A 23,357-nucleotide genomic window follows, 5' to 3' on the forward strand; every position below is an offset into this window, starting at 1 on the left:
ACATTATTCGACAAGCGATTGCGCGGGAGGTCGAGCCTATATGGAGCATGACGATGGGAAGCAGCGCCGGGAAAGCTCCGGCAAGCAGGAACAGGCCGGGGAGCGCGAGCTGCCTGCTTCGATTGAATCGACACCGGGAGCCGAAGGGCAGGAAAGCGCCGTGCCTTATATGGAGCAGTTTTTCGGATCGGAAGCCGGCGAGCTGACGCCGCTGCAGGAACTGCCCCCCACGGCGATAGACGAGACGGCGGCGGGCATCGTCGAAGCGGTAGACGCGGAAGCCGTCTTGGATCAAGCGCCTGCGGGGGATGAAGACATGACCGGGGAGCCGGAGGAGCAGTCCGCATTGGAAGAAGAGCCGGAGCTAGAGGAAGAGCCGGCGATGGCAGCGGACGAGCTGAACCAGGTCATTGAGGAAATATGCCGCAGCAAGGCCGCGGAATTCCGCATGCTCGGCTACGAGCAGGTGACCGGCAAAGAAATATGGGAATGCGTCAGCGATAAGTATGGGAAAATCGGCATTCCGCCGATTCACCGGATCGTGAACGATATTTTATCGCTGAAAGTAACGCAGTTCATGAACTGGATGACGATGAGCATATATAAAGATGCCCATTTCCGTTGAAAAGGGGGGCGTCTTTTTTTCGCTCGCGCCAATGAAAAATCGCCGATTTCCAGCAAATTGACTCGTTTTTCGGAGGTAGGTATAATAGGAATATTGATTATGGAAGGAGATCGTTATGGACATCAAAAGAATTGTCTCTTTTTTCGCTATCGTCGCGATTTTATTCGCGTCCATTGCGTACACGAGTCCTACGCTGGTGAAGAACATCAAGCTCGGGCTGGATCTCAAGGGCGGGTTTGAAATCCTGTACGTGGCGGAGCCGATCGAGGCGGGAAAGCCGGTGACACCGGAATCGCTCCGGCAAACGGCGGTTAGCTTGGAAAAAAGAGCAAGCGAGCTCGGCGTGGCCGAGCCGGAAATTACGACGGAAGGCACGAATCGGATTCGCGTCCGGTTGGCCGGGGTCGTCAACGAAGAAGAAGTAAGGAAAATCATTAAGAAGCCGGCGGAGCTCTCGTTCCGCGGTCCCGACGGAACAAAAGAGATGGTCGGCAGCGACTTTGTCGAAGGCGGGGCTAAACTCGGGTACGACCAGAGCAACCGGCCGATGATCTCGATCCAGGTGAAAGATAAGGACAAATTCAAAGCGGTGACCGAGAAGCTTCTGGGCAAGCCGCTGGCGATTTATTTGGATGAAACGGAGCTTTCCGCGCCGATCGTGCAGCAGGTTCTGACAGACGGCTCGGCAAGCATTACCGGTAACTATACGTTTGACGAAGCGAAGAAGCTGGCGGATACGATCAACTTGGGAGCGCTGCCGCTGAAGCTGACGGAGAAGTACACGCAGAGCGTGGGGGCTTCCCTCGGGCTGCTGTCGCTGCAGGAGACGGTGAAAGCCGGCTTGATCGGATCCGTCCTGATCCTGCTGTTCATGCTCGTGTTTTACCGCATTCCGGGCGTCGTGGCTTCGATTACGATCATTACGTACACCTGGCTGCTGCTCATCGTCTTCGAACTGGCGAATGCGACGCTGACGCTGCCGGGGATTGCGGCCTTTATTCTCGGGATCGGGATGGCGGTGGACGCCAACATCATTACGTACGAACGGATTCGGGAGGAAATTCGCAGCGGCAAGAGCATTCTCTCCTCGCTGAAATCGGGCTCCAAACATTCGTTCCGTACGATTATGGACGCGAACATTACGAATATTATTGCGAGCGCGGTCCTGTTCTACATCGGTAATGGCGCGATCCGAGGCTTTGCCTTCACGAGCATCGTGAGCGTCGTTATCAGTATCCTTACGAATATCTTTTTGGCGCGGCTGCTCATTCACTTGTTAATCCGCGGCAATTTGTTCAAAAAGCCGGGGTATTTCGGAGTGAAGGAGGCGGAAATTCGTGACCTTTAAGCATCATATCGATTTTGTAAAGCATCGTAAAAAGTTTTATTTCTCCTCGCTCGCGATCATCGTGATCGGCCTGATCTTCCTGCTCGTAAGCGGCATGAATTACGGCGTCGACTTCAAGGCGGGAACTTCGCTGGACATTACGGTCGGACAAGCCGTGGATTCGGCGAAAGCGGAGCAAATCTTTAAAAATGCCGGCGTAGAGCCGGCGGTCAGCACGATCGGCGGCGAGAGCGGCGACCGGCTGTCCGTCCGGTTCGACGATATTTTATCGGAAGAGACCGTAAAAAAAATTAAGGACGAATTCGTCTCCGTTTACGGGGACAAAGTGTCCCAAGAAGTGAATACCGTCACGCCGGATATGGCGATTGAACAAAGAAACAAGGCGATTATCGCCATCGGCATCGCGAGCTTGGCGATCTGTCTGTACGTGACGATCCGGTTCGAATGGAGATTCGCGATCGCCTCCATTATCGCCATTCTTCACGATGCTTTTATGGTTATTGCGTTTTTCTCGATTTTCCGCTTTGAGGTCAACCTGCCGTTTATGGCGGCGGTGCTGACGACCATCGGTTATTCGATTAACGATAAAATCGTTATTTTCGACCGCGTGCGGGAAAATCTGCGGTTCGCCAAGCTCAAGTCGTCCGAAGACGTAGCGAAGCTGCTCAACGACAGTATTTGGCAGACGATGTCGCGAAACATTAACACGGTTCTTACCGTATTGATTGCTGCGGTTTGCTTGTTCATTTTCGGCAGCCCGGCCATCAAACTGTTTGCTCTTGCAAAGATTATCGGGTTGACCAGCGGCGCATATTCGTCCATTTGCATTGCCGGTCCGCTCTGGTACTATTTCAAGAACAAATCGCTCGGTTCTAAAAAGAAAGCCGCAGCGTAAGAAATAAAAGTACCGGCCGCGCGAAACCGCGAGTTTCGGCGGCCTTTCTAATCATTTTGAGCTTATATCATCTCATGGAGGGGTGACCCCATGACGGAGGAACGTTACAAGAAAACGGAATTTGTTGTATGGATCGGCATTGCGGGCAATATTGCCTTAATCTTGCTCCAAGGACTGGTCGGTTACGTTACCCACAGCAAAGCGCTGCTTGCAGACGCGCTGCATTCGGCCTCGGCGGCCGCGGGAGCGATCGCCGTCTGGATCGGGGGCCGGTCGGGCAAGCGGTCTTCGCTTGAAGACCACCGCTATGCAAGGGGCAAGACGGAATCCGTTGCCGCCATGACGGTCGCAGTCGTTTTACTGGTCATCGCGATTGAGATAGGCATCACATCCGGGCAAGCGATCTACTATGGAGTGACCGAACCGCCGAACTTGCTCGCATTCATTGTCGTCATTCTTTCCATTATCGCCAAAGAAGTTATGTTTCGTTATAAATACCGGCTGGGGAAGCAGCTGTCCAGCCAAACGCTGATGATGAATGCCTGGGAGCACCGCTCTGACGTATACTCGTCCATTGCGGCATTTATCGGGGTTGGCGGCGCGCTGCTTGGAACATCGCTGGGCAATGATTTGTTTTATTATTTGGATCCGGCTGCAGGTTTGTTCATCTCGCTGCTCGTGCTGCGCAAAGGATACCGGCTGATTCAGCAATCCATACATCATACATTAGGGCGAATCTTGCACCAGGAAGATACCGCCGATCTGCTGGAAACCGTCCAGCGCGTCAAAGGCGTCATTTCCGTCGACGAGCTGCGTCCCCGGGAGCACGGTCATTACGTGATTGTCGACATGAAGATTAGCGTCAATCCGAAAATTACCGTTCAGGAAGGCCATGATATTGCCAAGATCGTAAAGCATACGTTGATGAAACGGTTTACTCACGTATCCGACGTGCTCGTGCACGTCCACCCGTACGATGCGGGATATCCGTACAAAAATGCGGAAATGGAAGCGGATGATTATCCGACATTGCTACACTAAGGAGGCGCTGCCGGCATGCTTCAAGCAAAAGCCAGGTGGAACATAGGCCAGGGGGATGCGGACAAGGCGGCCGCTTTATCAAAGGCGCTCGACATCTCGCCGCTGCTTGCCAATATGCTTGTGATCCGCGGAATAACAGACATCGAGCATGCCGCCGGTTTTCTGTACGGGGGGACCGAACAGACGCATGATCCGTATTTGCTGGATGGCATGAAGGAGGCGGTCGAGCGAATTCGACTCGCGCTCGAGCGCGGCGAGCGCATCCGGATCTACGGCGACTATGACGCCGACGGCGTTAGCAGCACGACGCTGATGGTGCGGCTGCTGAGCCAGCTTCACGCTACATACGATTTCTACATCCCGCACCGGGTGCAGGAGGGATACGGCCTTCACTGCGCGGCGATCGACGCGGCGCATGCGCAGGGCGTGACGCTGATCATTACGGTGGACACCGGGATCAGCGCTGTAAACGAGATCGCGCATGCGAGCTCGCTCGGCATCGACGTGATCGTGACCGACCACCATGAGCCGCCGGAGCAATTGCCGGAAGCGTACGCGTTGATTAATCCGAAGAAGCCGGGCTGTCCGTACCCGTTCAAGCAGCTCGCAGGCGTTGGCGTCGCGTTGAAGCTGGCGCAGGCGCTGCTCGGCCGGTGGCCGGAGGAGCTGCTGGAAATTGCGGTCATCGGCACGGTGGCCGATTTGATGCCGTTAACGGGGGAAAACCGGATCATCGTCAAGCAAGGTCTGCAAAAAATGCGGGAGACGAGCTGTCCCGGCATTAAAGCGCTCCTCGAGGTTGCGGGGATCGCGGTGCGGGAGACGAACGAAACGCATATCGGATATTCCTTGGCTCCACGCATCAACGCAAGCGGGAGGCTGCTGAGCGCCGATACCGCCGTCCGTCTGCTGACGACGGAGGACGAGCAGGAAGCAAGAAGATTGGCGGACGAGCTGGACCAGCTCAACCGGGAACGGCAGAAGATCGTCGACGAAATGACGAAGCAGGCGGTGACGATGGTCGAGGAGCGCACGCGCCTAACGGGCGAGACGCCCCAAGCGTTCGTCCTCGCTCACGAGGACTGGAACGTAGGCGTAATCGGGATCGTTGCGTCCAAGCTGGTTGACCGGTTTTACAAGCCTGCGATCATCCTCGGAATCGATAAGGAGACGGGCATGGCCAAAGGCTCCGCCCGTTCGATCGCTGGTTTTGACATGTACCGGGCTTTAACGCACTGCCATGATTTGATGGATCATTTCGGCGGGCATCCGATGGCGGCCGGGATGACGCTGTCGAGAGAGCATTTGCCCGAGCTGGAGCGCCGGCTTGCGCGGCTCACGGAGGAATGGCTTGCGCCGGATGATTGGATTCCGGTGATGCAGGCCGATATGGCCTGCGGCTTCGATGAAGCAGGGATCGAAAATATCGAGCAGCTGGGGCTGCTCGGGCCGTTCGGGATGGGGAACCCGTCACCGAAGTTCGTGTTCAGTGGCTTGCGGCTGGGCGAGCTGCGCACGATGGGCAAGGAGCAGCAGCATTTGAAGCTGTCGCTGCGCAGTGCGACGGATGAAGCGGCGGCCGGGCTTGACGCTGTAGGGTTCAGTAAGGGGCGGCTGGCGGAGTGGATTACCCCGTCGGCGCGCATCGACGTCTTGGGCGAGCTGAACATTAACGAATGGAACGGCGTCCGCCGTCCGCAAATCATGATCCAGGACTTGCGCATCCCGCATGCGCAGCTGTTTGATTGGCGGGGGGCGCCAAAGCCGGATAAAAAGCTCGACGAGCTGTGCCGCAAGCTGGAGCAGGGCGGCGCCGGACTAGGGGAGGCTGCTTATCCGGCGGTGGTGCTGTTCGAGCCCGCGGTTCCGTCCGCGCTGAAGCAGCTGCCTGCCAAGTTTGCGCTGTGGCATGCCGATGGACTGGGACGGCTCGCGCCGCTGAACGAGCAAGCGATACAGTCCCGCTACGAGGACGCGCGGGATATTTTCTTCTATGCGCTGCCTGACCGGCTGGCGCAGCTTGACGCAGCGGTCGAGCAGGCAGCGGCAGCCGAGCGATACTACGCCGCCTTCGGAGGCACGGAGGAGGAGAAGCAGGCGTCCGTCATGCCGAACCGCGAGATGTTCAAGACCGTCTACGGCGCGGTCGGCGCCCTGCGGTCTGCCGGACCGCCGGACTACATTCAAGCGATTGCGAGGCGCTGCCAAATGCAGGCAGGCACGGTACGGTTTATTATCGACGTGTTTGCCGAACTGGGGCTGATGGAAGCGGACGGCAAGACGTGCCGGCTCGTTCCGTCGCCGGAGAAGCGGGATCTTACTTCCTCCCTGCGGTACCAGAGCCGTCAGCATCGGCCTGAAGTGGAGCAGGAGCTGCTCTACACGTCGGCGAAGGAGCTGCTTTCGCGGCTGCTCCAGCCGCTCTCGGCTGCGCAGCCGCAAGCGTGGCTGAAAAGCAGCGGAGCCTAGAGCACGATAAGCCACGTCAATATAAAGCTAACTATATCCTTTTGGAGGGAATTGCTTAATGGATTTCAAACCTTATATTCGGGTCATTGATGACTTTCCGCAGCCCGGCATTAGCTTCAAAGACATTACGACGCTGCTCAATGACGGAAAGGTATACCGGGAAGTGATTGCCGAGCTGGCCCGCCGTATGGAAGGCAAGCAGATCGATTTGATCGCCGGGCCGGAGGCGAGGGGCTTTGTGATCGGCGCTCCGCTCGCCGTGGCGCTGGGCGTGGGCTTCGTGCCGATTCGCAAGAGCGGCAAGCTGCCAGGCGAAACGATTGAGGCCGATTATGCGCTGGAATACGGCAAAGACAAGCTGGCCATGCACAAGGACGCGATCCAGCCCGGACAAAAAGTGCTGATCGCCGACGACCTGCTGGCGACCGGAGGCACGATCGCCACATCGATCAACCTGGTCAAGCAGTTGGGCGGCGATGTGATCGGCGCAGCGTTCCTCATTGAACTGCTGGAGCTGAACGGCCGGGAGAAGCTCGGTGACATCGAGATCGAATCGCTGGTACAGTATTGATCCATCGCCGAATGCGGCATGATGAAGGCGCCTGATAGAAGGGCGTCTTTTTTTTGGTGTAAGGGCGATCGCCCGTGCGGCAGCGGCTGGCCGCGTAATGCGGCGCGCGTTCGGGTGCTCGTTCCGCTGCGGAAACCCATTTTCTTCGATCACCGCTATGGCCGTGTCTTCGAGGCGGGAGCAGCCATATATTGGACTATCCCCTAAAAGGAGGTAGTGAAGGAAATGGGAGCACAGTCTAAGTCTTCGAAAGGCAAGGGACATCCGATACGCAAGTGCCGCTGTGTGAAAAAACGCAGAACGGCGGGACGCGGCAATGTCGTCCGGAGAAAGACGAAAAAAGAAAACTCGAACCTGGAAAACGTCACGCAGGGCGTAATGGAAAATGCGACGCGCGGCAATTTGACCCAAGGCGTGGCAGATAAAGAGAATGCAACCCGCGGCCATTTGACGCATGGCCATCGGACGCGCGGCAACGCGGCCAAAGGTGCGGAAAATCATCCGTCGGTTTCTCCGCTCGGGGCGCCCCACGGCTTTTGGCTGTAGGACAGATGCCGTGGCTTCGGCCTGCACAACCGCATACGGTGTAATAACACAAAAAGCCTATCCTTATCGATAGGCTTTTTGCTTTCCGAACGAAAGGCGGAGCTTGCCATGCCGGCGCATATTCCCGTATATCACTTATGGATTCCAGAGGAGCAGTGGAGACGGCTGGAGCGAAACGTGTGGAGCGAACGTTTCGTTCCAGCGGCGATGACGAAGCACGGGCGAACCGTCCCGATCCAGATTCGTTATCGCGGAGGACATACGCGAGAGTATCCGAAGCGTTCGTATGAAATCGCAATTTCAGGAAAGACTTACCATTACAACGCGGAATACGACGATCCGTCCTTGATCCGCAATGCGCTATCCTTCCGGTTTTTCCAGCGGATCGGCGTGGATGCTCCGGATACGAGACACTGCTTGCTTTATTTGAACGGCCGCAGCCTTGGGGTTTATCTCGAAATCGAGAGCGTAGATCGAAGATTTTTCCGCAAAAGAGGGATCGGTGCCACCGCGTTATTTTACGCAGCCAACGACAATGCGAACTTTGGGCTTCGGTCGGGAGGCACGAAGCGAAGAAAAGCATCATTATTTTCCGGATACCAGCAGATGGTGGGCGGCGAGCCGGACCGCCATGCGCTGACCGGCTTTGTTAGGCGGATCAACACCGGTCCGGACCGGTCGGCGTCGCTGCGGCGCTTCTTGCAGAGCCGGCTCGATATTGACCGTTATCTTCACTGGCTGGCCGGCGCCGTGCTGACGGGCAATTATGACGGGTTCGACCAGAACTATGCGCTGTACGTGCACGAGCCTACGCGCAAATACAGAATCATTCCATGGGATTATGAAGGCACGTGGGGCCGTAACTGTTACGGGAAGCCGTGCGGAAGCAATCTTGTCGATGTAACGGGCTACAATCGGCTTACGCGCCGGCTGCTGCAGTATCCGTCCTTCCGCAAGCGGTATAAGAACATCCTTGCCCGCCTGTTGAAGAAGCATTTCACCGTTCAAACGATCGTTCCGGCAGCCGAAGCATTGCATCGCAGTATTCGCCCTTATGTTTATCGCGATCCATCGCGCAAATGGTCCTTCAGCGTGTTCGACGGGGAACCGCAATTCATACGCCGGTATGTGGAGGAACGTCGCGAGCATATCTCCGAAGCGATCCGTACGTTGTAGCTTTTGCGGGCGGTGCCGGACGGAAAAGGCATGCGGCTGCCCCCTTCCATGCGGAACATGTCGGATTGTCCCGTAAATTCTTGACGGCATGCCTATCTCGGGGCATAATGGATTAAAATCGATCTAAGGGAATGGATGAGCGGATGGGGATTGAGCAGCTTCTTGAGAAGGCATCCGGCTATTTGAAAGAAAGCGATCTGACGAAAATCCGGGAAGCGTACGAATTTGCAGATCAGGCCCACTACGGTCAGGTCCGCAAGTCCGGGGAGCCCTATATATTGCACCCGCTTGCGGTTGCGGAAATTCTTGTCGGCATGCAGATGGATACGACGTCCATCATTGCGGCGCTGCTTCATGACGTGGTGGAGGATACGACGGTGTCGCTCGAAACTGTCCATGAGAAATTCGGACCGACGTGCGCGATGATCGTCGACGGCCTCACCAAGCTGGAGAAGATCAAATTCAAGAGCAAGGTGGAGCAGCAAAACGAGAACTATCGCAAAATGTTCGTGGCGATGGCCCAGGACATTCGCGTTATTTTGATCAAGCTGGCGGACCGGCTCCATAATATGCGTACGCTGAAGCACCAGTCGGAGGAAGCGCAGCGCCGGATTGCGGACGAAACGCTGGAAATTTTTTGCCCGATCGCGCACCGGCTCGGCATTTCGGCGATCAAGTGGGAGATGGAGGATATTGCCCTTCGTTACCTGAATCCGCAGCAGTACTACCGGATCGTCAACTTGATGCAGAAGAAACGCGCCGAACGCGAGCAGTACATTAACGACGTCATCCATACCGTGCAGGAAAAGCTCCACGAGATGGGCATCGACGGCGATATTTCGGGACGGCCGAAACACATATACAGCATTTACAAAAAGATGACCGCGCGCGCCAAGCAGTTTAACGAAATTTACGACCTGCTCGCGCTGCGCATTATCGTCGACAACATTAAAGATTGCTATGCGACGCTCGGCATTATTCATACGCTGTGGAAGCCGATGCCGGGCCGGTTCAAGGACTATATCGCGATGCCCAAGCCGAACATGTACCAGTCGCTGCATACGACCGTGATCGGTCCCAAGGGGGAGCCGCTCGAGGTGCAGATCCGTACGTTCGACATGCATCGCACGTCGGAGTTCGGGGTAGCCGCGCATTGGGCTTACAAGGAAGGCACTTCGATGCCGTCCGGCGGCTACGAGGACAAGATGCAGTTCATCCGCGAAATATTGGAGCTGCAAAACGAAGCGCAGGACGCCTCAGAGTTCGTGGAGTCGCTCAAAATGGATTTTTTCGCCGATCTCGTGTTCGTTTTTACGCCGAAGGGCGAGGTCATCGAGCTGCCGGCCGGTTCGGTACCGCTTGATTTCGCGTACCGGATTCATACGGAGGTAGGCAATCGGACGATCGGAGCGAAGGTGAACGGGCGCATCGTGCCGCTCGACCATAAGCTGAAGACCGGCGATATTGTGGAGATCTTGACGTCGAAGCATTCGTACGGACCGAGTCAGGATTGGGTCAAGATCGCCCAGTCGTCCCATGCGCGGACGAAAATTCGCCAATGGTTCAAGAAGGAACGGCGCGAGGAGAACGTCGTGAAGGGCCGCGAGGCCATCGAACGCGAGCTGAAGCGTCTCGGCTACGAGACGTCCGCACTCATGAAGGAAGAAGAGCTGCTCGAGGTTGCCGGCAAGTTTAACTTCCATGAAGTCGAGGATATGTTCTCGGCTGTTGGCTTCGGCGGCATTACGGCAGCGCAAATCGTCACCCGGCTCACCGAGAAGGTGCGCAAGGAAGCGGAGGAAGCGCAGCAGCAAGCGATGCAGCTCACCTCTGAGGTGCGCGAGGTGAAGGCGGCGGATAAGGAGCGGAAGAGCCGGCCGACGAACGGCGTCCGCGTCAAGGGCGTCGACAACCTGCTTGTTCGGTTTGCCCGCTGCTGCAATCCGGTGCCGGGCGACGATATCATCGGCTATATTACCCGCGGCCGCGGCGTATCCGTTCACCGTTCGGACTGTACGAACATCCCTTCGGCGGAATGCGAGGACGAGGGGAATCGCGTGATTGAAGTCGAATGGGTGGAAGACGTCGAAGCGAACTACAGCGTGGAAATCGAAATTACCGGACATGACCGGCTCGGTATGCTCAATGAGGTGCTGAAGGCCGTCTCGGAGAGCAAGACGACCATATCGGCCGTATCCGGGCGATCGGATAAAAACAAGATGGTCGTCATTCATATGACGATATTGATCCGCAACATCGATCATCTGCATTCCGTTGTCGAGAAGATCAAGCGGGTGAAGGACGTGTATTCCGTACAGCGGATTATGCAGACGTGAAACGCGCATCCATGCGATGCCGCTAAGGAGCAAAGGTCGAAGATGAAAGCAGTCATTCAGCGCAGCAAAGCTGCACAGGTTACGGTGGATGGGGAAACGGTCGGCCGGATCGACCACGGACTCGTCCTGCTGGTTGGCATTACCCATGAAGATACGGAGCAGGATGCCAAGTATGTCGCGGAAAAGGTGGCGGGATTGCGTATTTTTGAAGACGAGGACGGGAAGATGAACCGTTCGGTGCTGGAAACGGGCGGTCAGGTGCTTTCTGTCTCGCAGTTTACGCTATATGGCGATTGCCGCAAGGGAAAGAGGCCGAACTTCATGGCCGCCGCCCGACCGGAGCAGGCCGAGCCGCTGTACAACCGGTTTAACGGGATGCTGCGGGAGCTTGGGCTGCAGGTCGAGACCGGGCGCTTCGGTGCGATGATGGACGTTTCCCTGGTCAACGACGGGCCGGTGACATTGATCGTGGAGAGCAGGCAGTAGGAACCGGCGACCGAATGGACATCGACCCAAGCTTCATCGATTTCCTTGCAGAGGATAGATCCGCTTTCTTATGGCAAAAATAGGTGTGAGCCGTTCGCCTATTTTATGGACCGTAAGGAGTGGACAAGACATGTACCGTTCCCCCAAGGAACGCATCGCCTCGATGCCGGAGCAGCAGCTGCTGGCCGGCGGGCTACAGGATACGCAGGCGCTGCTCGCCTCGGATATGGCGGATACGGAACTGAGCGCCGCCCATAGCTCCGGTCAGGAGCAGATGAAGCAAACGCAGCGCAAGGCTTACCGCTAAAGGGCAGGCCGTTTTCCCCGGCAAGGGCGAAAGCGGCCTGTTTTGTTTTCAAGGCCCGGCGAATATGCTACACTATTGCTAGTTTTGCTATGAGATGTCCCGGAAAGCAAGGAGGGAAACGAAATGAAAATTGAGTTCGAGCGCGTTGGCTTCAGCGAACAAGCGACGGAGATGTTCCATATATGCAAGCTGTTTTTTGAAGAGGTGGAGTCGGTATACGAACCGTCGGACGACGCGCGTCTGCTGATCCGGGTTACGGTGACGGCGGATGAGAGCGCACGAACGATCGCGGCGGAGGTGTCGATGACCGACCGCGAGACGGGAGCCGTTCATGGAAGCCGTCACGCACGCGCAATCGAGGCGCGGGATGAAGGGTACAGGCGAGCCGTGAAACGGACAGTCGGGTACTGCTTGCTGCAAGTGCTGCAGGAATATACCGGCATCGAGCAGGCGTGGGGTACGCTGACCGGCGTGCGCCCGACGAAGCTGATGCATAACCTGATGATGAAGCACGGCATCGAGCACTGCAAGCAGGTGCTGCGAGACGAGAACTTGGTGACGGAGCCGAAGGTGGAGCTGCTCAGCGGCATCGCCGAGCGGCAGCTTAAGGTCATTCCTGACCTATTCCGGTTGGAACGGGAGGTCAGCATTTATATCGGCATTCCTTTTTGTCCGACCAAATGCGCGTATTGCACCTTCCCTGCCTACGATATTCGGGGAAACAACGGTTCGGTGGAAGCGTTTCTCGAAGGGCTGCATTATGAGATTCGCGAGATGGGGAAATGGATGCGCGAAGCAGACGTGGCGGTCACGACGATTTATTGGGGGGGCGGTACGCCGACCAGCATTACCGCGGAGCAGATGGACGCGCTGTTCGCGACGATGCAGGAATCGTTCCCGGCGATGGACCGGGTACGCGAGTTGACCGTAGAGGCGGGTCGGCCGGATACGATTACGGAAGACAAGATCCATGTGATGAAGAAGTGGAACGTCGACCGGATCAGCATTAACCCGCAAAGCTTCACGCAGGCGACGCTCGACACGATCGGACGGCATCATACAGTTACGGAGACGCTGGACAAGTTCAAGCTGGCTCGCGAGATGGGGATGAACAACATCAACATGGACCTCATTATCGGCCTGCCGAACGAAGGGATGACGGAGCTGCAGCGGACGCTGGACCAGACGGCCGCGCTGCTGCCGGAGTCGCTCACGGTGCATACGCTGTCGTTCAAGCGGGCTTCCCGGATGACGAAGAACAAGGACGATTACGAAGTGGCGGAGCGGGACGAAATTACCGAGATGATCCGCACGACGTCCGAATGGACCGAGCGTCACGGTTACGTGCCGTACTACATGTACCGGCAAAAGAACATTCTCGGCAATCAGGAAAATGTCGGCTATTCTCTGGAAGGCTACGAGAGCTTGTACAACATTCTGATGATGGAAGAGCGGCAGACGATCATCGGTCTCGGCTGCGGCGCGGTCAGCAAAGTGCTGTTCCCGAAGGTCGAGCATGAGGACGGCTACGAGCAGCGGATCGAACGATTTCCGAATCCGAAGGAGCCTGCGGTATACAATAAGGCGTACAAGGAATATATCGAGAAAAAAATTCGCCTGCTGGACGAAGCGTACGGCCGCGTCGCCACGGGACAATCTTAATCGAAGAGGCGCGAGCAGGATGCAATAGCCGCCAGTTGTGACATGATGATGAAAATTGCCGAAAAATTGCATCCTTTTGCCGATTTTGCCGTATAGCATCAGGATAAGCAGGACGGTTGATCTTATTTCTTTATTCAGAGGTGTTGTATGTCTTCGAAAACGAGCATGACCCGAAGTAACCGCAAAAGAAGCTATTTGATTATCGCGATTGTCGTACTCGTCGTATTGGCCGCCGCCGGCGCCAGCTGGTACGTTTGGAAAACGAGCGGCAAGGGGAAGCTGGGCACGCCGAAGCAGCTTGCCGAAGTGAGCACGGTCAAATCGCCGAAGGACAGCTACGACGTCATCGTCGTTGGCACCGATCCGGAAGGCGTAGCAGCCGCCGTATCGGCAGCGAGAAACGGACTCAGCACGCTGCTGGTGGACGGCAGAGACCGTGACATTCTCGGCGGCTTGATGACGCTGGGCTGGCTGAACAGCCTCGATAACAACTACGAGCCGGACAAGGGGCCGCTGTACAAGCGTGAAATTTTGAATAAAGGGATTTTCACGGAGTGGTACAACAAAGTCGAAGGCGACTCGTTCGACGTCGTGACGGCGGCCAACGTGTTCAAGGAATTGGTGGCGCAGCAAAAAAATATCGATGTGCTGCTGAAGACGAAGGCGATGGAGCCGGTGCTTGCCAAAACAGGCGAAACGTCAACGATTACCGGATTGAAAATTACACAAGCCGACGGCAAAGTGAAAACCGTTCAGGCGAAGGCCGTCATCGACGCCACCCAGGATGCCGACATTGCCGCAGCTTCCGGCGTGCCTTACACATTCGGGCGCGAGGATCTGGGCGACAAAAAATCGAAAATGGCAGTTACCCTCGTGTTTCGTCTGAAAAACATTACGCCTGACGTCTGGAAGCAGATGCAGAAGCGGATGGAAAACGATAACGACGAGGGCACCGGCGCCAATGAGATGAGCGTCTGGGGCTATAAGGAAATGAAAGACTACCCGCCGCTCAACAAAGATCGCGTCGCCATGCGCGGACTGAACATTGGCCGGCAAAACAACAACACGATGCTGATCAACGCGCTGCAAATTTTCGGGATTGACGGGACGGACCCGAAAGCCCGCGAAGAAGCGTTCGAGCTCGGAAAGAAAGAGCTGCCCCGCATCGTGGATTACATGAAAGAAAAATACCCGGAGTTCGCAGGCATCGAGCTCGACGCAACGGCGTCGGAGCTGTATGTGCGGGAAACCCGCCACATTCAAGGCGAATACCGGTTGAACATTCTTGACGTGATGGAAAACCGCGATCAATGGGATCGTATCGCCTTCGGTTCCTATCCGATCGATATCCAGCGGCTGTCGCCTGCGGATACGGGCGCGGTCGTCGGTCAGCCGCTGCAGTACGCAGTGCCTTACCGCAGCATCGTTCCGCTCAGGGTGGACGGGCTGCTCGTCGTCGGACGGGCCGCCAGCTTCGATACGCTGCCGCACGGCTCGGCGCGCGTTATTCCCGTCGGGATGGCGACGGGCGAAGCGGCCGGCGCTTCGGCGAAGCTGGCCATCGATCAGAAGATGACATTCCGGCAGTTGTCAGCTTCCAAGGAATCGATCGCGAAGCTGCAGGACCAGTTAAACAAGCAGGGCATGGTGCTGAAGCCGTTCGACATCAAGGCGATGGGTTTGTCCGACAGTTACGCCGCCTACAAAGGCTGGAAGACATTCATGGGGCATAAATCGTACAAGGGACTGGAAGTCGCCATGTCGCTTGCCATTGCGACCGGCGGGTACAACAACGACTTTTCGCTCGATGCGAAATCGAACCAGCAGCGCATGATCAATCAGCTCGAAGGAATGCGCAAGTTCAAGCCGGACAAGCTCGTCGGCAGCCCGTCCGGGGCGATCGCCAAGGGCACCGATCCGAAGACGCTGCCGGTATCGCTCGACCAGGCCGCTTACATGATCGCGCTGCTGCTCAAAGTGGATGCGACGCCGGCTACAGCGGTTGCGGCGCTCCAAAGCAAAAGCTTCCTGACGAAGGAATCGGTCGATACGATCGCGAACAAGCAGGAGCTGACCAACGGCGATTCGTATATGCTGATCAAGGATGTTTATAACGCGCTGAAAGCGGCAAAATAAGTAATGGCGGCTGCGGATGACGGCGTCGCGCCGATCATTCTGCGTCGCGGGACGGCCGGATGTTGAGGCGCAGACGCAATCGTGCCGAGCACCCTCGGGACTTGGTCCTGCTGTCGATTTTTGCTTGACTTTGACAAACTTCGCGTTTAGAATTATGCTTAATTCTTACATTGATATGTGCTGATCCATTGATGGGACAAAGTACTTCGAACCTTGCATAGCCAGAGAGGGAAGCCCCGCGGCTGAAAGCTTCCTTATGCGACTCGGACGAACAGACCTCCCGGAGGACCGGCGGCGAACCCTTGGGCAGTAGCCGTTCGGCGCAAGCGGGCGTTACCCGCATCCTTAAAGTGTGAATGAAACGGCATAGCCCGTTCATTCGAATCGTGGGTGGTACCGCGGGAGCTTGATCGACATCAACTCTCGTCCCTGACTGCAATGCAGCCTTCAGGGACGAGAGTTTTTTTATTATATTTAATCTGAACCCGCATGAACCGGAAGAAAGGAGCTGGAATCGATGAGTATTCAAAAGCCGAAAGGAACCCAGGATCTGCTGCCCGGCGAAATCGAGAAATGGCAGTATGTCGAAGCCAAAGCGAGAGAGCTGTGCGCGAGGTTCAACTACAAAGAAATTCGCACGCCTGTTTTCGAGCATACCGAGCTGTTCCAGCGCGGCGTCGGAGAAACGACGGATATCGTAGAAAAGGAAATGTACACTTTCCTGGATAAAGGAGACCGCAGCATCTCGCTCCGCCCGGAAGGGACAGCCGGCGTAGTGCGCGCTTATGTGGAAAACAAGCTGTACGGCGAACCGGATGTAAACAAGCTGTATTATATCGGCCCGATGTTCCGTTACGAGCAGCCGCAGGCCGGCCGCTACCGCCAATTCCATCAATTCGGGATCGAGGCGTTCGGCTCGCAGGATCCGGCCATCGATGCGGAGGTGATCGCGCTTGGCTACACGTTCTACAAGGAGCTTGGGCTGAAAGAGGTAACGGTGGAGATCAATTCCGTCGGCAATCCGGCGGTGCGCGCGGCGTACCGGGAACATATTCAGCGATTCTTCGCTCCGGTGAAGGATAAGCTTTGCAAGGACTGCCAATCGCGCTTCGACCGCAACCCGATGCGCATTCTCGATTGCAAGATCGACCAGAAGTATGGCGAAGGCGCGCCGACGATCGTCGAGCATCTCGATGAGGAATGCTCCACGCACTTCCAGGCGGTGCAAAACTACTTGACGGCGATGGACATTCCGTTCCGCTTGAATCCGCGCCTCGTCCGCGGTCTGGATTACTACACGCATACGGCGTTCGAGTACAAAGCCGGCGGCATCGGAGCCATCGATACGATCGGCGGCGGCGGCCGCTACAATGGCCTCGTCGGCCAAATCGGCGGACAGGATCAGCCCGGCGTCGGGCTCGGCCTCGGGATGGAACGCATCTTGCTTGTGCTGCAGGCGCAAGGCGTTGACATTCCGGTCCCCAAACCGCTTGACGTGTATCTGGTCGCGCTCGGCGAAGCCGCCGAGCAAGCGTGCGTCAAGCTGCTCCACGACCTGCGTCTCGCGGGGCTGAAGGCCGAGAAAGACTATCTCGGCCGCAAAATCAAGGCGCAGATGAAATCGGCCGACCGTTATAAGGCGGCCTATGTAGCGATTCTCGGCGACGACGAGCTCGCCCGCGGCGAGATTACCGTCAAGGCGATGGCAACCGGCGAACAGGAAACGGTCGCGCTCGACGCATTCGTACAAACGATGCAAAGCCGAAGCCGGCATGTATAAGGGAGACCATTCTTAACCACACTTGGAGGTAGATATCAAATGTTGCTGAAAACACATCATTGCGGAGCTTTAACGAAAGCAAACGTCGGGGAAACCGTCGTACTGAACGGCTGGGTACAGCGCCGGCGCGACCTGGGCGGCGTTCTGTTCATCGATCTGCGCGATCGCAGCGGTCTGATGCAAATCGTATTCAACCCTGCATTCTCCGGGGACGCGCTTGCCATTGCCGACCGCGCCCGTAACGAATATGTGCTTGCCGTGCGCGGCCAAGTCGTCGAGCGCGATAAGGAAACGGTGAACCCGAACATTCCGACCGGCGAGATCGAAATTCGCGTAACGGAAATCGAAATTATGAACGCTGCCAAAAACCCGCCGTTCTTTATCGAAGACGGCATTGAAATCGACGAATCGCTTCGCTTGAAATACCGTTACCTGGATTTGCGCCGTCCGGAAATGCAGCGCACGCTGATGCTTCGTTCCAAAGCGGCCAAAGTATTCCGCGATTATCTGGACGAGAACAGCTTCGTCGAGATCGAGACGCCGATCTTGACCAAGAGCACGCCGGAAGGCGCACGCGATTATTTGGTACCGAGCCGGGTGCATCCGGGCGAATTTTTCGCGCTGCCGCAATCGCCGCAAATTTTCAAACAGCTGCTGATGGTAGGCGGCATGGAGCGCTACTACCAGATCGCCCGCTGCTTCCGCGACGAAGACCTGCGCGCCGACCGTCAGCCGGAATTTACGCAAGTCGACATCGAGACATCGTTCCTGTCCCAGGATCAGCTGCTTGACTTGATGGAGAAGCTTGTCGTCCGTTTGTTCAAAGAAACGGCAAACGCCGACATCCCGACGCCGTTCCAGCGGATCAGCTATGCCGACGCGATGGGCAAGTACGGCTCCGACAAGCCGGACCTTCGCTTCGGACTGGAACTGAAAGACGTATCGGATATTGTGTCCGAATCCGGTGTTCAAGTGTTCGCCAGCGTCATCAAGAACGGCGGCCAGGTGAAGGCGCTGAACGCCAAAGGCTGCGCGAGCTGGAGCCGCAAGGAGATCGACGACCTTGGCGTATTCGCCGCCCGTTACGGCGCCAAAGGCCTTGCCTGGATTACGTATAAGGAAGGCGAGCTGAAAGGGCCGATCGTGAAGTTCTTCAACGCGCAGGAGCTGGAGCTGCTCAAGGAGCGTCTGGAAGCCGAGGAAGGCGACCTGCTGCTGTTCTCCGCCGACAAGAAGAAGGTCGTTGCGGACGTACTCGGCAACCTGCGCCTGAAGATCGGTCGTCAGCTTGGCCTGATCGACGAGAGCCAGTTCAAATTCGCCTGGGTGGTGGACTTCCCGCTGCTCAGCTACGACGAAGAAGAAAAGCGCTACGTGGCGGAGCACCATCCGTTCACCCGTCCAAAAGAAGAGGACGTCCATTTCTTCGATACCGATCCGGGACAAATCCGCGCGCAAGCGTATGACCTTGTACTCAACGGTTACGAAGTAGGCGGCGGCTCCATGCGGATTTACAAGCGCGAGGTACAGGAGAAAATGTTCAGCGCGCTTGGTTTCTCCAAAGAGGAAGCACAGGAGAAATTCGGCTTCCTGCTTGAGGCGTTCGAGTACGGCACACCGCCGCACGGCGGCATCGCGTTCGGCTTCGACCGTCTGGTCATGCTGATTACAGGCCGCACCAACCTGCGCGAAACGATCGCGTTCCCGAAAACCGCAAGCGCGACCGATCTGCTGACGGATGCGCCGGGAGCGGTGGACGACAAGCAGCTGGAGCAGCTCTCGATTCGTCTCGCGCTGAAGCAGCCTTCTTCCAAATAAGAATCGAACAAGGAGTGTGGGCAAAAGCCGATGCTGCATCAATTTTCGCGAACGGAGCTTGCGATCGGACCCGAAGGTCTTGAAGTCATGAAGAACAGTACGGTGGCGGTGCTCGGCATCGGCGGCGTCGGCTCAATTGCCGCCGAGGCGCTCGCCCGCACCGGCGTCGGCCGCGTCGTCATGATCGATAAGGACGTCGTCGACATTACGAACGTGAACCGGCAAATTCACGCGCTCACCACGACGGTAGGCCAGCCGAAGGCTGAGCTGATGCGCGACCGCATCCTGCAAATCAATCCCGAGTGCGACGCGATTGCTCTGAAAATGTTTTATACCGAAGAAACGTATGAGCAGTTGTTCGAGTACCCGGTCGATTACGTGCTTGATGCATCGGACACGATCAGCTATAAAATTCATTTGATCAAGCAGTGTCTCGCGCGCAAAATCCCGATCATTTCGTGCATGGGCGCGGCGAACAAGATGGACCCGACCCGGTTCCAGGTGGCGGACATCTCGAAGACGACGGTCGATCCGATGGCCCGGGTTATTCGCCACAAGCTGCGCAAGGAAGGGATCAAGAAGGGCGTGAAGGTCGTCTTCTCCACCGAGGAGCCGATGAAGCCGCGAGGCGACGTAACCCAGCGGATCGTGCCGGAGAACGCGCCGGAAATCCGCAAAGCGCAGCAGCCGCCGGCCAGCAATGCCTTCGTACCGCCGGTCGCCGGACTCATTATGGTCAGCGTCGCGGTTAGAGATTTGCTGACGAAGAACGGTATTCAGTAACCGAACGGTTGTGACTCTCGGAAACGAGGGAATAGAGACGGAAGGACGCCGCGAGGTTTCGAAAAGCGCGGCCGTCCATTATAATAGAAACATAGAGCCGGCATGGACATGCTGAGGCGCTATGTTTCTTCTTTTTTTGGAGGCAGAAGCAGTCAAGTCGAACGGTCATGATCTCATTCGAATAAAGGTTGTGTGAGCGATGGATTTATTTACACTGGCGGCGGAGCAAAGTCCAAGCGGCAAACTGCTGGCGGACCGGATGCGTCCGGTCACGCTGGATGAATATATCGGCCAGGAGCATATCGTCGGACCGGGCAAGCTGCTCCGGCGCGCGATCGAGGCGGATCAGGTGACCTCGATCTTGCTGTACGGCCCTCCGGGAACCGGCAAGACGACACTGGCGAACATTATTTCGCACCGCACGTCGGGCATCTTCGTGAAGCTGAACGCGGTCGACGCCAGCGTCAAGGACGTGCGCGAGGTGATCGACCAAGCGAAGCAAAACCGGGCGTTATACGGCAAAAAGACGATATTGTTCCTCGACGAGGTGCATCGGTTTAATACGTCCCGCCAAGACGCGCTGCTGCCTGCGGTCGAGCAGGGAATTATCATTTTCATCGGCGCGACGACGGAAAATCCGTTCCATCACGTCAACGGCGCGCTGCTCTCGCGTTCGACGCTGTTTCAGCTGCAGCACTTGACGCACGAGCATTCGCTGATCGCCATGCGGCGCGCGCTGGCCGACCGCGACCGCGGACTCGGCTTCATGACGATCGAGGCCGAGGACGGCGCGCTCGAGCACCTGTCGCGCATGGCCGGCGGCGATATTCGCCGGGCGCTCAATGCGCTGGAGCTTGCGGCGATGACGACGCCGCCTGAAGCGAGCGGTACGGTGCGCATTACGCTGGAGGTCGCCGAGGAGTCGATTCGGCGCCCGACGGTCAAGGCGGACGAATCGACGCAGTACGACGTGCTGTCCGCGTTCCACAAAAGCTTGCGCGGCTCCAGCGACGCGGCGCTGTTCTGGTTTCTGCACGCCGTCGAGAAGCTGGGCATGGACCCGATGACGTTCCTGCGGCGGCTGATCGTCATGTGCAGCGAGGACATCGGCCTGGCCAACCCGCAGGCGATGGTGCAGGCGGTCACGGCGATGGATGCTTATCACAAAATCGGCTGGCCGGAGTCGAAATATGTCATTGCCCAGGCCATACTGTTCGCGGTGGAGAGCCCCAAATCGAACGCCATCCCGATGGCGATCGGCAAGGCGATGGAGGCAATGGAGCGGCTGCGCGCCGCGGAAGTGCCGCTGCATTTGAGAGACGCGCATTACAAAGGGGCGGAGCAGCTCGGGCATAAAGGCTATCAGTATCCGCATAACTATCCCGGCCACTATGTAGATCAGCAGTATTTGCCCGATCCGATCAAGCATGAGCATTTTTACGAGGCGACCCGCCAAGGGATGGAAGAGAAGATCGGCCAGAACCAGCAAAGGCGCCGCACTTCGGGGCGTAATTAAGATCGCAATAAGCTTGCAGAAGGACGAGTGTTAGCGCTTGTAAGGGCACCCGATTTAAAGGGGGCTGCGACCGAAATAGACCGCTTACCTTTGTTGAGGTGCGGTCTATTCCTTTATGTTCAACCACGATTTTCCCGCGAACAAACCGGAAGCCTGGCTCATCCTCTCATCCTTCGCTATCGTCTCGTCCATCCAGCTGTGTCCGGTCAAGCCCATCGTTTCCAACGTGCATGTCTCCCCTCCAAAATGCTGAATGCTCTGAAAAGTTCCCGCTGATTCATGCAAAGAACGCATATTTGAACAGGTTATGCGCTTATACATGGATTAACAGTCTATTTACAATTCCTGTTGACTCGGCCGAACGCTTACAATTTGGTATCCCAAAGGAGGTGTACCTGTTCGCCTCAAACGGGCGGGTAGGTAAAACATTTGAGCGATGGCTCTGTACCGTTAGTTTTGAACATCCTGTTTGTGCTGTTGTTGGTGTTTTTGAACGGCTTCTTCGTCGCAGCCGAGTTTGCCATGGTGAAGGTGAGATCCAGCCGAATCGATACGCTGATTCAGGAAGGAAACCGAAGCGCCGGCTTCGCCAAATCGATTGTCGGCAACCTCGATGCTTATTTATCCGCTTGCCAGCTCGGCATTACGCTGACTTCGCTCGGTCTCGGCTGGATCGGCGAACCGGTGGTCGCTCGCGTGCTGGAGCCTCTGCTTTATCCGCTTGGGCTGCCCGACTCCGTCATTCATACCATTTCATTCATTGCCGCTTTCTCCCTCATTACCGTGCTGCATATTACGCTCGGCGAGCAATTTCCGAAAACGTACGCGATCCGCAAATCGGAGCAGGTGACCTTGCTATCCTCCGTACCCTTGATCGGATTTTACCGATTGATGTACCCGTTTATCTGGTTTTTGAACGGAGCTTCCAATATGCTGCTGCGGTTTGCCGGCATTGAGCCGACGGAGGAGACGCGGCTTGCCCATACGGAAGAGGAAATTCGCGGCTTGATGAAAGAAAGCAACCAAAGCGGCTTGATCGACAGCACCGAGCTGGCCCTCGTGGACAACATCTTTGAATTCACGGAAACGCATGCGCGGGAGATCATGATCCCCCGGACGGAGATGGTTTGCTTGTACGCAGGCAATACGTATGATGAAAACAAAGCCATCGCGATTAACGAGATGCATACGCGCTACCCGGTTTGCGACCCGGATAAAGACAGCATTGTCGGCTTCATTCATATCAAAGATCTGCTTACGACCGAGGCGGATACGAACAGTTTGCAGGATATGATCCGCCCGATTACGAAAGTGCCCGAATCGATGCACATTAGCGCGCTGCTCAAGCTGATGCAAAAAAAGAAAACGCAGATGGCGCTGTTGATTGACGAATATGGAGGCACTTCGGGACTTGTGACCTTCGAGGATATTATCGAAGAGATCGTCGGGGAAATACAGGACGAATTCGACGAAGAGCGCCCCCAAATTGAAAAGAGAGACGATGCGGCCTATTCGATCGACGGCCGGATGTTGATTGAGGAAGTGAACAGCTACTTCAGTCTGCGGATCGAGTCGGACGATTATGATACGATCGGCGGATGGATTTATTCCCAAGTGGAAATGCCGCCGAAGAAAGACCAGCGCATCCTTGGTGGAGATTCCATCGAGTTTATCATCGAGGAGACCGACCATCTGCGCATAGCGCGCATTCTTGTCAAAAAGCGGCTTCCACAGAGTGAAGATCCGCACACGGGGCCCGATTCGGATTCCGATTCCGCTGCGGCGGAAGGAACATAACAGCGTAACAACGTAACAGCGTGTACAAGGAAAAATGGTTACCGTAACAGTGTGATATGAAGAAC

General features: G+C 56.5%; 18 protein-coding genes. All 18 read left to right on the forward strand.

The genetic code is table 11. The features are described from left to right. Positions 1-40 precede the first annotated feature (40 nt). The 18 genes from KXG62_RS34525 to KXG62_RS16390 all read left to right on the forward strand — a co-directional run bounded on the left by KXG62_RS34525 (position 41) and on the right by KXG62_RS16390 (position 23,292). Positions 41-625 carry a post-transcriptional regulator gene (locus KXG62_RS34525; RefSeq protein WP_343223483.1) on the forward strand — a complete coding sequence of 195 codons (585 nt, stop codon included), beginning with the start codon at positions 41-43 and terminating at the stop codon, positions 623-625. A 115-nt stretch (positions 626-740) separates the two neighbouring features. Beyond that, entirely contained in the window at positions 741-1,973 is a 1,233-nt protein-coding gene (gene secD, locus KXG62_RS16310) for a protein translocase subunit SecD (RefSeq protein ID WP_218093051.1), read from the forward strand. Then, a complete protein-coding gene (secF, locus tag KXG62_RS16315; protein ID WP_218093052.1) occupies positions 1,963-2,868 on the forward strand; it encodes a protein translocase subunit SecF in 906 nt (301 codons plus the stop codon). Before secD ends, secF begins: the two co-directional genes overlap by 11 nt. 90 nt (positions 2,869-2,958) lie before the next feature. Further along, positions 2,959-3,909 carry a cation diffusion facilitator family transporter gene (locus tag KXG62_RS16320; protein ID WP_218093053.1) on the forward strand — a complete coding sequence of 317 codons (951 nt, stop codon included), beginning with the start codon at positions 2,959-2,961 and terminating at the stop codon, positions 3,907-3,909. Between the two features lie 15 nt (positions 3,910-3,924). After that, on the forward strand, positions 3,925-6,378 hold the full coding sequence (gene recJ / locus KXG62_RS16325; RefSeq protein ID WP_218093054.1) for a single-stranded-DNA-specific exonuclease RecJ: 2,454 nt from the start codon (positions 3,925-3,927) through the stop codon (positions 6,376-6,378). 58 nt (positions 6,379-6,436) lie between these two features. After that, positions 6,437-6,949 carry an adenine phosphoribosyltransferase gene (locus tag KXG62_RS16330; protein WP_218093055.1) on the forward strand — a complete coding sequence of 171 codons (513 nt, stop codon included), beginning with the start codon at positions 6,437-6,439 and terminating at the stop codon, positions 6,947-6,949. Between the two features lie 225 nt (positions 6,950-7,174). Further along, a complete protein-coding gene (locus KXG62_RS16335) occupies positions 7,175-7,495 on the forward strand; it encodes a hypothetical protein (RefSeq protein ID WP_218093056.1) in 321 nt (106 codons plus the stop codon). Between the two features lie 108 nt (positions 7,496-7,603). After that, the gene (locus tag KXG62_RS16340; RefSeq protein ID WP_218093057.1) at positions 7,604-8,671 is read left to right on the forward strand and encodes a CotH kinase family protein; all 1,068 of its coding nucleotides are present in this window, start codon (positions 7,604-7,606) and stop codon (positions 8,669-8,671) included. 143 nt (positions 8,672-8,814) lie between these two features. Continuing rightward, entirely contained in the window at positions 8,815-11,007 is a 2,193-nt protein-coding gene (locus KXG62_RS16345; RefSeq protein WP_218093058.1) for a RelA/SpoT family protein, read from the forward strand. A 42-nt stretch (positions 11,008-11,049) separates the two neighbouring features. Beyond that, the gene (gene dtd / locus KXG62_RS16350) at positions 11,050-11,493 is read left to right on the forward strand and encodes a D-aminoacyl-tRNA deacylase (RefSeq protein WP_218093059.1); all 444 of its coding nucleotides are present in this window, start codon (positions 11,050-11,052) and stop codon (positions 11,491-11,493) included. 130 nt (positions 11,494-11,623) lie between these two features. Further along, positions 11,624-11,800 (forward strand): hypothetical protein, encoded by a 177-nt coding sequence (locus KXG62_RS16355; protein WP_218093060.1) that lies wholly within the window; start codon positions 11,624-11,626, stop codon positions 11,798-11,800. 123 nt (positions 11,801-11,923) lie between these two features. Beyond that, positions 11,924-13,462 carry a coproporphyrinogen III oxidase gene (locus KXG62_RS16360; RefSeq protein WP_218093061.1) on the forward strand — a complete coding sequence of 513 codons (1,539 nt, stop codon included), beginning with the start codon at positions 11,924-11,926 and terminating at the stop codon, positions 13,460-13,462. A gap of 147 nt (positions 13,463-13,609) precedes the next feature. Then, positions 13,610-15,598 carry an FAD-dependent oxidoreductase gene (locus KXG62_RS16365; protein WP_218093062.1) on the forward strand — a complete coding sequence of 663 codons (1,989 nt, stop codon included), beginning with the start codon at positions 13,610-13,612 and terminating at the stop codon, positions 15,596-15,598. 517 nt (positions 15,599-16,115) lie between these two features. Continuing rightward, complete coding sequence (gene hisS, locus KXG62_RS16370; RefSeq protein WP_218093063.1) at positions 16,116-17,378, forward strand: histidine--tRNA ligase; 1,263 nt, start codon at positions 16,116-16,118, stop codon at positions 17,376-17,378. Positions 17,379-17,417: 39 nt separating this feature from the next. Further along, a complete protein-coding gene (gene aspS, locus KXG62_RS16375; protein WP_218093064.1) occupies positions 17,418-19,196 on the forward strand; it encodes an aspartate--tRNA ligase in 1,779 nt (592 codons plus the stop codon). Positions 19,197-19,226: 30 nt separating this feature from the next. Beyond that, positions 19,227-19,979 (forward strand): tRNA threonylcarbamoyladenosine dehydratase, encoded by a 753-nt coding sequence (locus tag KXG62_RS16380; RefSeq protein WP_218093065.1) that lies wholly within the window; start codon positions 19,227-19,229, stop codon positions 19,977-19,979. Positions 19,980-20,178: 199 nt separating this feature from the next. After that, entirely contained in the window at positions 20,179-21,495 is a 1,317-nt protein-coding gene (locus KXG62_RS16385) for a replication-associated recombination protein A (protein WP_218093066.1), read from the forward strand. 429 nt (positions 21,496-21,924) lie between these two features. Next, positions 21,925-23,292: a hemolysin family protein gene (locus KXG62_RS16390; RefSeq protein ID WP_218093067.1), complete on the forward strand. Its 1,368-nt coding sequence runs from the start codon at positions 21,925-21,927 to the stop codon at positions 23,290-23,292. The last annotated feature ends 65 nt before the right edge of the window (positions 23,293-23,357 follow it).

This window comes from Paenibacillus solanacearum, from assembly GCF_910593845.1.
Lineage (GTDB): Bacteria > Bacillota > Bacilli > Paenibacillales > NBRC-103111 > Paenibacillus_G > Paenibacillus_G solanacearum.